Source organism: Mycobacterium sp. ZZG (assembly GCF_054786995.1).
Window position 1 is genome coordinate 21,461 of sequence record NZ_JBTBFV010000016.1, and the last position, 14,243, is coordinate 35,703.

Annotated in this window: 18 protein-coding genes and 1 pseudogene; 7 read left to right on the plus strand and 12 right to left on the minus strand. The window is 67.2% G+C overall.

Annotation, left to right across the window (positions count from 1 at the left end; genetic code table 11):
• Position 1: 1 nt before the first annotated feature.
• The 6 genes from ACXMYJ_RS11755 to ACXMYJ_RS11780 all read left to right on the plus strand — a co-directional run bounded on the left by ACXMYJ_RS11755 (position 2) and on the right by ACXMYJ_RS11780 (position 3,637).
• Positions 2-331 (plus strand): hypothetical protein, encoded by a 330-nt coding sequence (locus ACXMYJ_RS11755; RefSeq protein WP_260754487.1) that lies wholly within the window; start codon positions 2-4, stop codon positions 329-331.
• Between the two features lie 31 nt (positions 332-362).
• On the plus strand, positions 363-1,208 hold the full coding sequence (locus tag ACXMYJ_RS11760) for a TauD/TfdA dioxygenase family protein (RefSeq protein ID WP_460356302.1): 846 nt from the start codon (positions 363-365) through the stop codon (positions 1,206-1,208).
• Positions 1,209-1,211: 3 nt separating this feature from the next.
• A complete protein-coding gene (locus tag ACXMYJ_RS11765; protein ID WP_460356304.1) occupies positions 1,212-1,769 on the plus strand; it encodes a carboxymuconolactone decarboxylase family protein in 558 nt (185 codons plus the stop codon).
• 98 nt (positions 1,770-1,867) lie between these two features.
• A complete protein-coding gene (locus ACXMYJ_RS11770; RefSeq protein ID WP_260754484.1) occupies positions 1,868-3,145 on the plus strand; it encodes a cytochrome P450 in 1,278 nt (425 codons plus the stop codon).
• On the plus strand, positions 3,142-3,333 hold the full coding sequence (locus ACXMYJ_RS11775) for a ferredoxin (protein ID WP_260754483.1): 192 nt from the start codon (positions 3,142-3,144) through the stop codon (positions 3,331-3,333). The genes ACXMYJ_RS11770 and ACXMYJ_RS11775 overlap by 4 nt, the downstream gene beginning before the upstream one ends.
• Before the next feature lie 19 nt (positions 3,334-3,352).
• Complete coding sequence (locus ACXMYJ_RS11780) at positions 3,353-3,637, plus strand: DUF1330 domain-containing protein (RefSeq protein WP_260754482.1); 285 nt, start codon at positions 3,353-3,355, stop codon at positions 3,635-3,637.
• A 115-nt stretch (positions 3,638-3,752) separates the two neighbouring features.
• Here ACXMYJ_RS11780 and ACXMYJ_RS11785 read toward each other — a convergent pair.
• The 10 genes and pseudogenes from ACXMYJ_RS11785 to ACXMYJ_RS11830 all read right to left on the minus strand — a co-directional run.
• Positions 3,753-3,854 (minus strand): annotated as a pseudogene (locus ACXMYJ_RS11785) (alpha/beta fold hydrolase); the annotation flags it as partial.
• Between the two features lie 4 nt (positions 3,855-3,858).
• Positions 3,859-5,064, minus strand: a complete 1,206-nt coding sequence (locus tag ACXMYJ_RS11790; protein WP_460356309.1) for a cytochrome P450 — start codon at positions 5,062-5,064, stop codon at positions 3,859-3,861.
• Entirely contained in the window at positions 5,061-5,261 is a 201-nt protein-coding gene (locus tag ACXMYJ_RS11795; RefSeq protein WP_460356312.1) for a ferredoxin, read from the minus strand. Before ACXMYJ_RS11795 ends, ACXMYJ_RS11790 begins: the two co-directional genes overlap by 4 nt.
• Before the next feature lie 28 nt (positions 5,262-5,289).
• Positions 5,290-6,492 (minus strand): cytochrome P450, encoded by a 1,203-nt coding sequence (locus tag ACXMYJ_RS11800; RefSeq protein WP_460356315.1) that lies wholly within the window; start codon positions 6,490-6,492, stop codon positions 5,290-5,292.
• A 108-nt stretch (positions 6,493-6,600) separates the two neighbouring features.
• Positions 6,601-7,419: an NAD(P)-dependent oxidoreductase gene (locus tag ACXMYJ_RS11805; protein ID WP_460356317.1), complete on the minus strand. Its 819-nt coding sequence runs from the start codon at positions 7,417-7,419 to the stop codon at positions 6,601-6,603.
• A 28-nt stretch (positions 7,420-7,447) separates the two neighbouring features.
• Positions 7,448-8,266: an NAD(P)-dependent oxidoreductase gene (locus ACXMYJ_RS11810; RefSeq protein WP_260754471.1), complete on the minus strand. Its 819-nt coding sequence runs from the start codon at positions 8,264-8,266 to the stop codon at positions 7,448-7,450.
• The gene (locus ACXMYJ_RS11815) at positions 8,266-9,099 is read right to left on the minus strand and encodes an alpha/beta hydrolase (protein WP_443188801.1); all 834 of its coding nucleotides are present in this window, start codon (positions 9,097-9,099) and stop codon (positions 8,266-8,268) included. Before ACXMYJ_RS11815 ends, ACXMYJ_RS11810 begins: the two co-directional genes overlap by 1 nt.
• A 44-nt stretch (positions 9,100-9,143) precedes the next feature.
• Entirely contained in the window at positions 9,144-10,790 is a 1,647-nt protein-coding gene (locus ACXMYJ_RS11820) for a thiolase C-terminal domain-containing protein (RefSeq protein ID WP_260754469.1), read from the minus strand.
• Between the two features lie 28 nt (positions 10,791-10,818).
• Positions 10,819-11,112 (minus strand): ferredoxin, encoded by a 294-nt coding sequence (locus tag ACXMYJ_RS11825; RefSeq protein ID WP_260758202.1) that lies wholly within the window; start codon positions 11,110-11,112, stop codon positions 10,819-10,821.
• 8 nt (positions 11,113-11,120) lie between these two features.
• A complete protein-coding gene (locus ACXMYJ_RS11830) occupies positions 11,121-12,413 on the minus strand; it encodes an NADH-ubiquinone oxidoreductase-F iron-sulfur binding region domain-containing protein (protein ID WP_260754468.1) in 1,293 nt (430 codons plus the stop codon).
• 20 nt (positions 12,414-12,433) lie between these two features.
• On the opposite strand from ACXMYJ_RS11830, the gene ACXMYJ_RS11835 reads away from it, so the two are divergent.
• Positions 12,434-12,910: a hypothetical protein gene (locus ACXMYJ_RS11835; protein ID WP_260754467.1), complete on the plus strand. Its 477-nt coding sequence runs from the start codon at positions 12,434-12,436 to the stop codon at positions 12,908-12,910.
• Positions 12,911-12,948: 38 nt separating this feature from the next.
• On the opposite strand, the gene ACXMYJ_RS11840 is transcribed toward ACXMYJ_RS11835, so the two are convergent.
• Both ACXMYJ_RS11840 and ACXMYJ_RS11845 read right to left on the minus strand, forming a co-directional pair.
• Positions 12,949-13,821 carry an alpha/beta fold hydrolase gene (locus ACXMYJ_RS11840; protein ID WP_260754466.1) on the minus strand — a complete coding sequence of 291 codons (873 nt, stop codon included), beginning with the start codon at positions 13,819-13,821 and terminating at the stop codon, positions 12,949-12,951.
• A 32-nt stretch (positions 13,822-13,853) separates the two neighbouring features.
• Positions 13,854-14,243, minus strand: a complete 390-nt coding sequence (locus ACXMYJ_RS11845; RefSeq protein WP_260754465.1) for a Rieske (2Fe-2S) protein — start codon at positions 14,241-14,243, stop codon at positions 13,854-13,856.

Here is a 14,243-nt window from a genome sequence, read left to right on the forward strand (position 1 = left end):
CATGGCGCGCCTACCCGACCCGTTCGCCGAGTATGAACCGTTCGCCGAGAAGTGGTGCCTGGCAACCGAACCCGAACGGTGGGAGGCGCGCCTCAGCACACCGATGCCGGAGATCCACGCGTTCTACGACGCGTTCTCGCCGCGCTTCGAGGAAGCCATCGACTACTGCGACAAGTTCCCGCTCGACGAGCTGCCCGACGACGTGCTCAACCTGCTGCACCTCGTCTACTCGATGATCATGGTGTCGATGGCCGTCGAGGTCTTCGGCACTCAGAAACCCGCCGATTCCGCCGACGCCGTGATCGACCGCGTCAGCGCACCGGTGCCGTGACAGACCCATCTCCGCAACGGACAGGACCCCCATGACTTTGCTGACGGTCAACAAGCTGACACCCTCGGTCGGTGCCGAAGTCCTCGGCGTGGATCCTGACCGGCTCGCCTCCGACGACTCACTGGGTGCGGCGGTGCTGGACGCACTCGAGGACAACGGGGTGCTGGTCTTCCCGGATCTCGGACTCGATCCCCAGGCGCAGGTTACGTTCAGCCGCCGGCTCGGTGCCGTCGACCACTCCTCCGACGGTCACCACCCCGTTCCCGGCATCTACCCGATCACTTTGGACAAGTCGAAGAACAAGTCGGCCGCCTACCTGCGCGCCACCTTCGACTGGCACATCGACGGCTGCACTCCAACCAACGACGAGTGCCCGCAAAAGGCCACGGTGCTGTCGGCCGTCCAGGTCGCCGAACGCGGCGGCGAGACCGAGTTCGCCAATTCCTACGCGGCCTATGAGGCGTTCACCGACGACGAGAAGGAGCGCTTCTCGCGGTTGAGAGTCGTCCACTCGCTGGAAGCCTCGCAGAGCCGGGTCAACCCGAACCCGACGCCCGAAGAGCTCGCGCGCTGGCGCTCCCGTCCCACCCACGAGCATCCGCTGGTGTGGACGCACCGTAGCGGCCGCAAGTCGCTGGTGCTGGGCGCGTCGGCGCACTACGTGGTCGGTATGGACCGCGACGAGGGGCAGGCGCTGCTGGCCGGCCTGCTCGACCGCGCCACCCGCCCCGAGCTGGTGTACAGCCACCGCTGGTCCGTCGGCGACACCGTGATCTGGGACAACAACGGCGTGCTGCACCGCGCTGCGCCGTACGACCCCGACTCGCCGAGAGAGATGCTGCGAACCACGGTCCTCGGCGACGAGCCGATCCAGTAGTCGATGGCCGATCCTATGGCCGATCTCCATGTGCCGCGGGTGGCGCCGCTGCCTGAGGACCAGTGGGACGATTGGGCCCGAGATTCGTTGCGCCCGTTGCTCCCAGCCGAGCGAGCCAACCTCCGCGACGCGGGCAACGTGCTCGGCACCCTCGTCCACCACCCGGCGTTGACCCGGGCCTATCTGACGTTCAACGCGCACCTTCTGGTCGGTTCGACGCTGTCGCCCCGCGAGCGTGAAGTGGCCCTGCTGCGCGCCGTGCACGTCCGTCGCTCGGACTACCTCTGGGACCACCACGTGCCGATCGCCCTGCGGGCCGGCCTGACGCAGGCTGAGATCGACTCGATCGCCGCGGGCGAGCCCGCCCACCCGGCTGACCGGCTGCTCGTGCGCGTCGTCGACGAACTCGACGCGACCAACGCGCTCAGCGACGAAACCTGGTCGGAGCTACGTGAACAGTTCGACGAGCGGCAGGTCATGGACCTGATCTTCACCGTCGGTTGCTACCAGCTGCTCGGCACGGCAGTGAACGTCCTGGGCATACAGCCGGAGGGGCTTTGACAGGAGTCCTCGTTGACGCCACGCGGCCGGTATGAAAACCTGATACGCAAGAATGAGAATCACGTTCTCGCAGCGAGAGACCGTCGAACGGAGCGAGCATGGCCGAAGACCTCACCACGGTCGACTTCTTCAGGGACAGCCGCCTGACGGACGACCCGTACACGTTCTACGAAGCACTGCGCAACAAATGCCCGGTCGCCCGCGAAGACCACTACGGCGTCACGATGGTCACCGGTTGGCAGGAGGCCGTCGACGTCTACAACGACTCGGAGACGTTCTCGTCCTGCATCTCGGTGACCGGCCCGTTCCCGGGGTTCCCGGTATCGACCGAGGGCATGGACGACATCACCGACCTGATCGTCGAGCATCGCGACGAGATCCCGTTCAGCGACCAGCTGCCCACGCTGGACCCGCCGACGCACACCAACCACCGCGCGCTGCTGATGCGCCTGATCACACCCAAGCGTCTCAAAGAGAACGAAGACGCGATGTGGCAGCTCGCCGATGACATCCTCGATGACTACCTGACGCCCGGTGAAGGCGAGTTCATCAAAGGCTTCGCCGCTCCGTTCACGCTGCGGGTGATCGCCGACCTGCTCGGTGTCCCCGACGAGGACCGGCCGGAACTGCTCGAACGGCTCGCCAAGGGCACCCACGGCGGCGGGCTCGGCAACGCCGAGAAGACGCTGACCAAGACGCCGCTGGAGTATCTCTACGAGGTCTTCGCGACCTATGTCGAGGACCGACGCGCCGAACCCCGGGACGACGTGCTCACCGGACTGGCCACGGCGACGTTCCCGGACGGCACCCTGCCCGAGGTCGGCGACGTGGTGCGCGTGGCGACCAACGTGTTCTCTGCAGGGCAGGAGACCACGGTGCGGCTGCTGAGCACGGCGTTGAAGGTGATGGGCGACCGGCCCGACATCCAGGAGAGGCTGCGCGCCGATCGCAGTCTGCTGCCGAACTTCATCGAGGAGTGCCTGCGCATCGAAAGCCCGGTAAAGGGGGATTTCCGGTTGTCACGGGTTCCCACCACCGTCGGCGACCAGCCGCTGGGAGCGGGGTGCACCGTGATGGTCATCAACGGCGCCGCCAACCGGGATCCGCGCCGGTTCGAGGACCCCGACACCTTCGACCCCGAGCGTAAGAACGCGCGCCAGCACCTTGCCTTCGGCCGGGGAATCCACAGCTGCCCGGGGGCGCCGCTGGCCCGCGCCGAGACCCGCGTCGGCCTGGAGCGACTTCTGGACCGCACCACCGACATCCGTATCTCGGAGAGTAAGCACGGCCCGGCCGGCAACCGGCGCTACGAGTACATCCCGACCTACATCCTGCGAGGGCTCACCGAACTGCACCTGGAGTTCGACGTCCGATGAAGGTGACGGTCGACGAAGATCGCTGCGCCGGCCACGGAATGTGCCTGACGCTGTGCCCTGACGTCTTTCAGATGACGGACGACGGCTGGGCTGTCGCCGATCCCGAGACGGTGCCCGCCGGCCTGGAAACGGCTGCCCGCGAAGCCATCGACAACTGTCCCGAACGAGCAATCCGCGAAATCGACTGAAGAGCAGGAGCATTCAACTGTGGCCAAGGGCTATGTGATCATCACCGAGGACATCAAGGACCCGGCCGGCATGGCCGAGTACGGCAAGCTCGCCAGCCAGACAATGGCCAATGCCAAGGTGCTGGCGTTCGGGCCGCCTGCCGAAGTTCTTGAGGGACAGTGGCACGGCACCCAGACCGTGCTCCTGGAGTTCGAATCCGTGGAAGCGGCCAAGGAGTGGTACTACTCCGACGAATATCAGGCCGCGGCGAAACTGCGGCAGGCTGCCGCCGACTGCAACGGCGTCATCGTCGCCGGTATCTGACCTGCGTCTGATCTGCTTCTGATGCACGCTCGGCGTGCGAATACCACCGCCGAGCGTGCGCGAAATGCTTGTCCGCAGCGGTGTGTCGCCCGCAGACACGCACGCTCGCGGTGGTGTCGACGGCGACCGCGTCGTGGCCCATCTGCCTCAGCTCGACGGCGGTGCGTTCCCAGCACCATGCAGCGTGAAAGCCGCCGTGCACAAGAACGAATCGCATCGGGCTACCTGAGTACCCGGACGGGCACGTGCGACCAGCCCGCCACGTTCTGCATCGCCACCCGCCGGCATTGGTCCCACAGCACCTCGTAGCGGGGCATGAAGTCCAGCAGCTGTTCCAACGCGATCGCGCTCTCCATCCGCGCCAGCGCCGCACCCAGGCAGCTGTGCACCCCGTAGCCGAAGCCGAGGTTCTGCGCCTCGGTGCGGTCGCGGTCGATGTCGAATGTGTCCGCGTCGGTGAAGGCCTCCGGATCGCGGTTGGCCGAACCGCCGAGCAGGAACACCGGTTTGCCCGCCGGGATGGTCACGCCGTGCAGCGTGACCTCCTTCATCGAGCGCCGTACGTTGTACTGCGCCGGCGCCTCGTACCGCAGTAGTTCCTCGACCGCCGCCGGGATCTTGCTGCGGTCGGCGAGCAGCTTCTGCCACTGGTCGGGGTTCTGAGCGAAGGTTACGGCTGCGTTGCCGATCAGCTTGGTGACAGTTTCCGCACCTGCGCCACCCAGAAGCGTTGCGAATCCCGCGATCTCGAAATCGTCCAGGCGTTCCTTCTGCCCGTCCTCACGTTCGATCTCGGCTTGCACCAAGCGGGTGAACATGTCGTCCTGCGGTTCGGCGCGCCGCTGCTGGATCAGTTTGTAGTACAGCCCCATCGCCTGCGCGATGGCCTCCTGACCCTCCGGGGACATCTCGATCTGGCCGGGCTCGCGGTGCAGGGAGGTGTCCACCCACTGGCGTACCTGCTGCCTGCGCTCGGCGGGCACGCCGAGCATCTGCGTAATGATCTCGACCGGGAAGAACGCCGCGAAGTCCTGCACCACGTCGAAACGCTCCGGGTCGGCCGAGGCGAAGCATCGGTCGATGGTCTCGACGACCATCGGCTTGAGATTGGCTATCTGGCGGGGCGTGAACACCTTGTTGACGAGACTGCGCATCTGCCGGTGCTCGGGTGGGTCCATCAAGATGATCATCTTCATGGGCACCGGTTCGCCGGATTTCACCATGGCCAGGTCGAGACCGTACGCCGAGGAGAAGGTCTCGTGGTCTCTGAACGCGGCGGCGACATCGGCGTGCCGGGACAGCGCGTAGAAGTCGTGCTCGGCGTTGTAGTACACCGGAGCTTCGGTGCGCATCCGCCGGTAGATCTCCCAGGGGCCGTTGAAGAACTCCTCGGAGAACGGGTCGAAGACCAGCTCGGTGGCGGTCACTCTTCGACGATCGAGATCGCCTGGCGCGGGCACTGCCGCACGGATTCTCTGACCCCGTGCTCGTTTTCGGGCGTCACCTCGTCCTGCAGGACGTGCAGGTAGTCTTCTTCGTCAAGATCGAACACCTCCGGGATGATGCCCATGCACACTCCGTTGCTCTCGCAGAGGCCGAAGTCGACGACAATCTTCTGAGTCACTGAAGTGTCCTCCTCGTCGCGCAGTCAGTCACCTCAACACCCGCACCGGCACATGGTGATATCCGGCGACGTTCTGCATGTGCACCTTCTCCAGGCCGTCGAAATCAACCTCGAACCGGGGCATGAAATCAAGCAGATGCTCGAGCGCGATCGTCGTTTCCAGCCGGGCCAGCGCGGCGCCGAGGCAGCTGTGGATGCCGTAGCCCAGACCGAGGTTCTGCGCCTGCGTGCGGTCGCGGGTGATATCGAAGGTCTCCGCGTCGTCGAACGCGCGCGGGTCACGGTTGGCCGCCGCCTTCATCAGGAACACCGGCTTGTGCGCCGGAATGGTGCCGCTGGGGACGTGGGCCTCCTTGACGGTGTAGCGCACGTTGTACTGCACGGGCCCGACGTAGCGCAGCAGCTCCTCGACCGCGTCCGGCACCAGACTGCGGTCGTCGAGCAACATCTGCCACTGTTCGGGGTGGCGCGCGAACTCCACGACGGCGCTGCCGACCAGCTTGGTTACCGTCTCCGCGCCGGCCCCGCCGAGCAGCGTGGTGAAACCGGTGATCTCGATGTCGTCGAGCTTGCGCATCTGCCCGTTCTCGCCGGGGATCTCCGCCTCGATCAGCCGGCTGATCATGTCGTCCTGCGGGTTCTGCCGCCGTTCCTGAACCAGGCCGTAGTAGTAGACACCCGAGTCGATGTTGGCCTGCATGTTCTCGTCGGACCATTCGAGCTGGCCGGGTTTGCGCTCGAGACCCTTGTCGATCCAATGCCGGACCTGCTGCCGGAACTCCTCGGGAACTCCGGCCATCCGGGTGATCACCTCGACGGGGAACGGCCCGGAGAAGTCCTGCACGACGTCGAAATTGTCGGGATCGACCTGGGACAGGTAGTGCTCGACGAGCTCGATGATGGTGTCCCGCTGAGACTGAATGGCTCGGGGAGTGAACGCCTTGTTCAGCAGGCTCCGCATGTGGCGATGCTCGGGCGGGTCCATGAAAATGATCGACTTCACCGGACCCTCTTCCGAGCGCACCATCGCGAGGTCGCATCCGCGAGCCGACGAGAACGACTCGTGATCCTTGAGCGCGGCCGCGACGTCAGCATGGCGGGTCAGTGCGTAGAAATCGCCTTCGGCGTCGTAGTAGAGCGGCGCCTCGTCCCGCATCCTGCGGTAGATCTCGTACGGGTTGTCGAAGTAGTCCTGAGAGACCGGGTCGAAACGGAGTTCAGGAGCGGTCATGGGGTGTTCCTCCTTCACGGCGGGCTGGAGGCCGGAAGCTTTACGGGAAGTGTCTCAACCGTAACGCTAACAGTTGCTGTGATCCAGCACAGTATTCTGCGGGCTTTGCTATCGGCGTGGTCTGCCACCGCTCGGCGTGGCCACGACGGTGTCGAGGAGCCCCTCAAGCGCCCCCAGGTCCGCTCCGGTTTCTGCCGCGACCTCACGCACTACCGCGACGTCCTTGCCGAGGAACTCGCCGACCGAGTCGATGAACGACCGCACCGACCCGCGAGTGCCGACGATCTCGGCGGCGCGGCTGGCGCCGCTGCCGTGGCCGAGCGCGTCGAGCAACGCGGTCTCGTCGACACCCACCCGAGCGGCGAACGCTGCTGCCTCACTCAGCATTCCGAGCTGCGCCGCGAACAGCGTGTTGTTGATCAGTTTCATCCACTGGCCGGCGCCGAGTTCGCCCATATGCAGGATCGGGTCACCGTACGCGGCGATTACAGAGCGCGCCCGCTCCACGGCCGCGTCCTCACCGCCCACGAAGAGCGTGATGTGTCCGGCGGCGATGTCGTGAGGGCCACCGCTGACCGGTGCGTCCACCACGGCGACCTCAGGCTCCTGGGCGGCCAGCAGCCCGGCGGTGGTCGGGCTCCCAGTGGTGTGGACGACCAGCACCGAACCCGCCGGCATGGCGGCGAGCAGGCCGTCGTCCACGCACACCTCGCGCACCTGCTCGTCGGTGAACACGCACACCACAACCACGTCGGCGTCCTCGGCCAACGCCGTTACCCCGGCCACCGGCGAAGCGCCCAACTCCTCGATGTCGGCACCTTTTTGGGGTGTCCTGCCCAGCACCCGCACGGCGTGGCCGGCCTGGACCAGTCGCTCGACCATCGGAGCGCCCATGCGGCCCGCGCCGACGAATCCGACGGTGCTCATCGTGGCTGTCTACTCTTCACTCGACGGCTCATCGCCGGTGATCCATTGCCTCCAGCGCCGCGTCGGCCGCCGTGAACACCGCTCCCTCCGGCGCTTTTGCCGCCGCCGCCAGGCTGGCGGCGTGCCTGACGTCCTTCTGCAGCAGCGCCCCGGCGATCGGCGCCAACCCGTCGAGGGTGCCACCGAACACCGAGATGCTGCCCACCGCCTTGCTCGTCGCCGAACCCCGATTGAGCACCTCGACGAGCTTGTCGCGGGGGATACCCAGTGACTCACCGAGCTCCAGGGTGCTCACGGCGCTCCCCAGGTTCGCACTGAACAGCAGGTTGTTGAGGATCTTGGTGTTCTGACCGCTGCCGAGCGGACCCAGGTGCACGATCGGGTCGGCGTACGTCGCGAACACCGGCCGGCACCGCTCGGCGACGTCTTCGTCACCGCCCACCATGACCAGCAGCGTGCCCTGCTCGACCGCGGGCCCGCCACCGCTGACCGGGGCGTCGATCACCGAAACACCCTGCGCGGCTGCCTTGTCCGCGATCTCGCGGCACGTGTCGGGATGGACGGTGCTGTGGATCGCGATGATCCCGCCCTCGGCGAGCCCGGCCAGCACGCCGGTATCCCCGTAGAGCACCTCGCGGACGTCGTCGTCACCCACCACACACAGGCACACCAGGTCGCTGGCGGCGCCGAGGTCGGCCGGCGTGGCGACCGTCCTGGCGGGCGTGTCGGCATACGGTTGCAGGCTGGCGGGCCGCCGTGCCCACAGTGTCGTCTCGAACCCTCCCTCGGCGATCCGACGCGCCATGGGACCTCCCTGGCTGCCCAGCCCGATGAATCCGACCCGCATCAGCTCGCCTCCACGTGATCTCGATCGCGGTCCTGTATGTCCGCGATGCACTCTTCGATGAACGACAACACTTTTCGGTGATACTCGCCGGCGGTCAGCCCGACGGACAGGTTGTGCCCGCTGCCCGGCATCTCGTTGACCTTCACCCGCGGCGCGGCGGCGAACAATTCAGTAATGGCCGCGACAGCCTGCGAATCGGTCTGCCAGACCTTCTCGTGCTCGGCGATGCTGAACTGCACGGGCACGCGCACCTCGGCGGCGATCGCGGGAAAATCCCGTCGGGCCCAGTGCGCCGTCACCTCTCCCTCGTAGGCCACCCCGGGCGAGGACAGTGCGCCGGTGAGCACCTCGGCGGGGTAGAGGTCAGCCGGTTCCCACAGCAGATCGCGCAGGCCGGCGGGCCGGTTCGTCACCGTCGCCGAGGCGATGATGTCCTTGGCCGCGTCGCTGTACCGCAGGCCGGTGCCGGACAACTCGACGCCGAGGACGTCGTCGCGAGTGGTCGCAAGCCGCAGCGCGAGCTCACAGCCTGCCGAGTGCCCGAGCACGAACACCCCGGCGCCGCAACCGGTCCCGGTGAGAATCTTGTCCACCGCGGCGGAAGTGGCGGCGACCCGGCGGGCCGGATCGGTGAACTCGCGGGCATAGACCGCCGAGGTGCCGTAACCGGGGCGGTCCAACGCGAGCGCGGTGAAACCGGCGGCGGCAGCGTGCTGTAACAGCGACAGCTCCGGGTGGCCGGGGCAGTCGAAGTACGCCGAAGAGGTCGCGCCTCCGTGCACGGCGACGATCACCGCGCGGGGATCCGGCGCCTGCGCGACGAGAGCCGACATCGGGATCCCGTCTATCAGGACGACCCGTGGACGTGGAGCCACGGTCAGGTACCGGTCCGCAGCAGCATGACACCGCTCGGCGTCAGCCCGCCGCTGCTCACGACGGCCACCCGGGCATCGGCGACCTGCCGGTCGCCTGCCTCGCCCCTCAGCTGAGACACGGCCTCGTGGACCAGGCCCATGCCGTGCGTACGGCCATGGGACAGCTGGCCGCCGTGGGTGTTGAGCGGGATCACCCCGTCCCGGGCGATCGCGGTGCCGCCGTCGAGGAAGTCCTTGGACTCCCCGATACCGCAGAATCCCAGCGCCTCCAGCCAGGACAGGCAGTTGAACGTGAACCCGTCGTACAGCTCGGCGACGTCGACATCGCCAGGCCGCAGCGATGTCCGTGTCCAGAGGTGCGCGGCCTGCCCGAGCACCTGCGGCTCGTGGGTGAGCGTCGTCTGATCCCAGTCGGTGCGCTCGATGATCTGGGTGCCGACCGCCTCGAAGTACACCGGCGTCTTGGGGGCGTCGGCGGCGGCGTCGACGGCGGAGACGACGACCGCGACGGCACCGTCACACGGCACATCGCAGTCGTAGAGGCCGAACGGGGTGGTGATCAGCCGTGCGTTGAGGTAGTCCTGCATCGTCATCGGGTCGCGATAGATGGCGGTCGGGTTGAGCGCCGCGTTGGCGCGCTGGTTCAGCGCGATCCAGCCGAGGGTCTCCTTCGTGGTGCCGTAGCGGTGAAAGTGCCGCTGCGCATTGAGCGCCAGTGTGTGAGCTGCCGAGGTGGCGCCGAACGGCGCCTGCCAGTTGTTCACCCTGGCGCCACCCGGCGGTGAGACCTTGCCTTCCTTCATCAGCTGGTTGAACGTGGCCTCCCACAGCGTGCGGAAACACAGCACGTGCCGGGCCATCCCCGTCGCGACCGCCATGACCGCCGCGATCACCGATCCTCCGGGGCCGAAGGTGTCCATGCCGCCGTTGATCCAGGTCGGCCGGATGCCCAGCGCCCCCTCCAGCGCGGTGACGCCGCCTTCGCCCATGCCCATCGCGTCCATCGCCGGATAGGTGGACAGCCCGTCGATGTCGGCCAGGGTCAGCCCGGCGTCGGCGATCGCCGCTTCACACGCCTGCAGGGTCAGCGACAACGGCGACACCATCAGGCGCCGCCCCATCTTCGAGGCGCCGATGCCGGTGATCGCGGCCGCGTCCTCGAACTTCTCGGTCGTCAGCATCGGCCGGACGAATTTCGGGAAGTCCTGCGGCGCGATCTCGTCGTCGGGCAGGGGCGCCGTCTCCGGCTCGGGGGTCGGCCGGAACAGCGGCAACCACACGTCGTCGTTCTGCTCGAAGACCACCTCGACGACGCGGCCCAACTCGAGTTCGTCGGGGTCGCAGTCGACGATGTTGGTGGTCAGGCGAACCCGCGGGTCCTCCTCGATCGCCACCTGCGCCACCACATACGGGGCAGGAAGCCCCGGGATGGAGAACCGGTGGTTGACGGTGAACGCCGACAACACGGCGCGGCCGGACACCTCGCGAGGGCCCATGTTGTGGCTGCGGCAGTAGCGGCACACCGGCTGCGGTGGATGGATCAACGCTTTGCAGTCTCCGCACTCCTGGATGCGCAGCACCCCGTCGGCGCCCGATGTCCAGAAGAACTCGTTGTCGAATGTCAACTGCGGCAGTGGAAGTCGGCTCATCGCTTCCCATCTTTCTTCGCGCAAGCGCTCATCGGGAAAACCCCCATTCGGCCTCGTTGTCCTCGGTCTTCAGGTTCTCCAGGTCGGGCTCCCGAAGGGGCTGCATCGGAGTTTCATCCGGCCGGCGCTCACCGATCTCCAAGATGGCGTGGACCGGGCAGTCCAGCAGCGCGCGCTGCACGGCGTCCCTGTCCTCGTCCGGAATGTTGCCGTCGCCGACGAGAACGGCGTATCCCCAATCGTCCAGCGAGAAGTATCCCGGGGCATGCTTGGCGCAGATCCCGAAGCCGTCACAGAGCGTGCGGTCGAGCTTGATCCGCATCTTGTCGGTCACGATGACTCCACTTCGAATGGGCGCGTGGCAGTGAAAGCGCCTGCGCTGCACTGCGCGCACTCTGCGTTCAGATGACGTGCGACGTCGTCGGGGAACATGGCGAGCAGGCTCGCAGCGATGTTGCAGGCGGCATCCAGGGTGGCGCACGCACCGCGGCCCCGCAGGACGACCGACCACCGCTGCAGGCGGGCCAAATCGTCGGCGCCGGCGATCCCGTCCCGCAGGGCGGTGGCCGCGGCGGCCATCGCCGCGGTGCCATTGAAGCAGGAACCGCACTGGCCGGCGTTCTCGTGGTCGTAGTAGGCCAGCACCGACGCACCGACCGCCACAGGGCATTCGTCGGTGATCAGCGACACCGCGCCGCATCCCAGCCCGCTGCCCGCGCTGCGCAGCGAGTCGTGGTCCAGCGCACCGTCCAGGACACGCCGGTCCAGCAGTCCGGCGAAGTACCCGCCCATCAGCGCGCCGCGGACCCGTCCGGCGTCGACCCCGTGCAACGCAACCAGTTCCGCGACCGACACACCGAACGGGACTTCGTAGAGGCCCGGGGCGCGGCCGCCGCCGGTGAGGGTCGCCAGGAACGTCCCGGGTGAACGATCGGTGCCCAGCTCCCGGTAGGCGGGTGCACCACGCCGGTGGACATAGGGCAGATTGGCCAACGTCTCGACATTGCTGACCACGGTGGGCAGGCCCCCCACCCCTTCTTCGTAGGGGCGCGGCGGCTTGTCGGTCGGTTTCGCCGGCCCACCGTTGATGGCGCGCACCGCCGCGGTCTCCTCGCCTGCGACATACGCCGGATCGACCCTGAGCATGCTGACGGTGACCCCGTCGAGCGCGTCGGCGGTCAACTCGTCGAGCGCTGTGCGTACGGCGGCAGCGGCCCGCTCGTCCGAGATGTACACGTGCGCGTGGCGGGCGCCGACGATCCGGGCCGCCAGCCGCAAGCCGTCGAGCACCAAATGCGGCCGGTGCCGCAGCAACCAGCGATCCTTGACCGAAGCCGGTTCGCCCTCTTCGCCGTTGGCCACCAGCACGGTGTCGGCACCGCGCTGGGCAGCCTGGCGCACGGTGGACAGCTTCACCGCCACGGGAAAGGCCGCACCACCGCGTCCCAACACGCCCGCATGCGCGATCGCGTCGTGCAGCGCGTCGACGTCGGCCAACGGCAGGTAACCCCCCGCATCACGGTACTGCGCCGCCGATTCGGTGCCTGGTTCGGACCGGAGCAGTCGCGGTGTCATCCCGGGCCATGCCGCGACGGTCAGTTCGGTGTTCATCGCCGTACTCATTTCCGGCTACCCTTCCGTGCATGCGAACAGCGGTGGTACGCGTCGGCGTGGACCTGGCCGGCGAGCTGACCGCCGACCAGCTGGCGACCGGTATGGCCGAACTGGGGCGGCTGGCTGCCGAGGCGGGGGCCGAGCTGATCGACAACAACCTCGCCGCGCTGCCGCCCAAGCGTCGGGAGGTCGAGCTGCTGATGCGCGGCGACGACCCGGAGGCCCTGCAGTCCGCGGGTATCGGGCTGTGCGCCAAAGCGTTTCCGACCGACCCGGTGCTCGGCGTGTTGACGTTCGTCAGCCACGGCACCGACGACGATGCGTACGGCGTGCTCGCGGGCTTCGGACTCACCGGCGTGGTCGAGCGGGCGGCAGGCGACGCCGGTTGGGACATCATCACGGTGACCCTGGCCAAGGCCGACTTGCAGCGCATCCCGGAGAGTCGCATCCACACGGCGCTGGAGGCGTCCACCAACTGCGAGGTCCGTATCGTCGTGACCGGCTGAGCGGAGAGCTGAGACGGGGGAGTGCAGCACGGCAGCCATCAGCGCCTCAGGAAGTCCAGAATCGCCGGCGCCGCCTGCACCCACGTGTCGAACATGTTGAACCGCTTGACTTTCCCCGAGGCACGCGCCTCACCCGCGCGCTCCCACGCATCCTCGGGCCACGGGGGGTCGATCAGGGTCGAGTTCTTGATCAGGCAGCTGATCTCCAGCGAGGTCCGCTTCGGATGGTCGAGGTCGTTCTCACCGCCGCGGATGATCAGCGTGGGCACGGTGATGTTGTCGAACATCTCGTCCTCGACGCCGGGGATGGTCTGGCCGGGCTTGGGCACGAACGCGTTGAGCCAGCGCAACATCAGCTTGAGAAACGCATCGGGGTCCTGGGCCAGAATCCGGGCCTCGTTGTCCGGGTTCTCCGCGATGCGCTCCTGCCATTCGGCGACCTTCGCCACCGCCTCCATCCCCGCTCCGCGGACGGCCAGGATGCTTGGCACGATGTAGTAGGACCCCAGCACGAACGAGCCGTAGACGCCGCCGACGATGTTCCACACCACCAGCTTGGTGACGAGTTCGGGGTGGAGCATCGTGGTCAGCATCGAGTCGCGGGCCCCGCCGGATCCGCCTGCGATGATGCACGGCCCGATCTCGAGCTTGGTGATCAACTGGGCCAGCGTCTCGGCGCGCATGTGCGATTCGCTCTGGCCGTAGAACTGGACGTCGGACTGCCCGCAGTTCGGCCGGTCCCACAACAGCACCCGGTAGCCGCCCTCGACCAGTTTCTTGGCCAGCGGCTTGAGGCCGGGAATGTCCTTGCTGAACCGGCCGCCCGGGGTCAGGACGATGAAATCCCCCGATTTGCCGAGGATTTCGTAGACGACGTTGCCGCCGTTGATCTCGATTGACTTGTTGGGCAACTTCTCTCCGATTTCAGGGGCTCGAGTGGGTTCTAGGCCTGTACCAGGACGTCGTTGCCGACGACCCGGACGGGATAGGTGCGGATACTCCACTCGGGCTTGACCGCGGTGGTCCCGGTCGCGAGTTCGAACCCCCACTGGTGCCACGGGCAGAAGATGTACTCCATGTCGCGGACCATCACCGCGTCACCGGGAACGGTCTCGTCGACGATGTTGCGTCCCCTGGCGCGGCCCGAACACAGCGGGCCGCCTTCGTGCGGGCAGTAGTTGGCGATCGCGTAGAACGTGCCGTTGACGTTGTAGACGCCGACACCGTGCCGGCCGATGGGCACCAATTTGTGTGTGCCCGGCGGGATTTCGTCCACTGTGGCAACGACGTGCTCGCGCCCCTGCGCCAACCGGGGCGTCTTGTCCTTGTCCAT

What these genes read in the sequence shown, in the direction of transcription:
- ACXMYJ_RS11835 (WP_260754467.1), top strand. Translation starts at nt 12,434, where the DNA reads ATGCGAACAGCGGTGGTACGCGTCGGCGTGGACCTGGCCGGCGAGCTG.
- ACXMYJ_RS11755 (WP_260754487.1), top strand. Translation starts at nt 2, where the DNA reads ATGGCGCGCCTACCCGACCCGTTCGCCGAGTATGAACCGTTCGCCGAG.
- ACXMYJ_RS11830 (WP_260754468.1), bottom strand. Translation starts at nt 12,413, where the DNA reads ATGAGTACGGCGATGAACACCGAACTGACCGTCGCGGCATGGCCCGGG.
- ACXMYJ_RS11760 (WP_460356302.1), top strand. Translation starts at nt 363, where the DNA reads ATGACTTTGCTGACGGTCAACAAGCTGACACCCTCGGTCGGTGCCGAA.
- ACXMYJ_RS11775 (WP_260754483.1), top strand. Translation starts at nt 3,142, where the DNA reads ATGAAGGTGACGGTCGACGAAGATCGCTGCGCCGGCCACGGAATGTGC.
- ACXMYJ_RS11820 (WP_260754469.1), bottom strand. Translation starts at nt 10,790, where the DNA reads ATGAGCCGACTTCCACTGCCGCAGTTGACATTCGACAACGAGTTCTTC.
- ACXMYJ_RS11800 (WP_460356315.1), bottom strand. Translation starts at nt 6,492, where the DNA reads ATGACCGCTCCTGAACTCCGTTTCGACCCGGTCTCTCAGGACTACTTC.
- ACXMYJ_RS11810 (WP_260754471.1), bottom strand. Translation starts at nt 8,266, where the DNA reads ATGCGGGTCGGATTCATCGGGCTGGGCAGCCAGGGAGGTCCCATGGCG.
- ACXMYJ_RS11845 (WP_260754465.1), bottom strand. Translation starts at nt 14,243, where the DNA reads ATGGACAAGGACAAGACGCCCCGGTTGGCGCAGGGGCGCGAGCACGTC.
- ACXMYJ_RS11825 (WP_260758202.1), bottom strand. Translation starts at nt 11,112, where the DNA reads ATGCGGATCAAGCTCGACCGCACGCTCTGTGACGGCTTCGGGATCTGC.
- ACXMYJ_RS11805 (WP_460356317.1), bottom strand. Translation starts at nt 7,419, where the DNA reads ATGAGCACCGTCGGATTCGTCGGCGCGGGCCGCATGGGCGCTCCGATG.
- ACXMYJ_RS11770 (WP_260754484.1), top strand. Translation starts at nt 1,868, where the DNA reads ATGGCCGAAGACCTCACCACGGTCGACTTCTTCAGGGACAGCCGCCTG.
- ACXMYJ_RS11815 (WP_443188801.1), bottom strand. Translation starts at nt 9,099, where the DNA reads ATGTCGGCTCTCGTCGCGCAGGCGCCGGATCCCCGCGCGGTGATCGTC.
- ACXMYJ_RS11765 (WP_460356304.1), top strand. Translation starts at nt 1,212, where the DNA reads ATGGCCGATCCTATGGCCGATCTCCATGTGCCGCGGGTGGCGCCGCTG.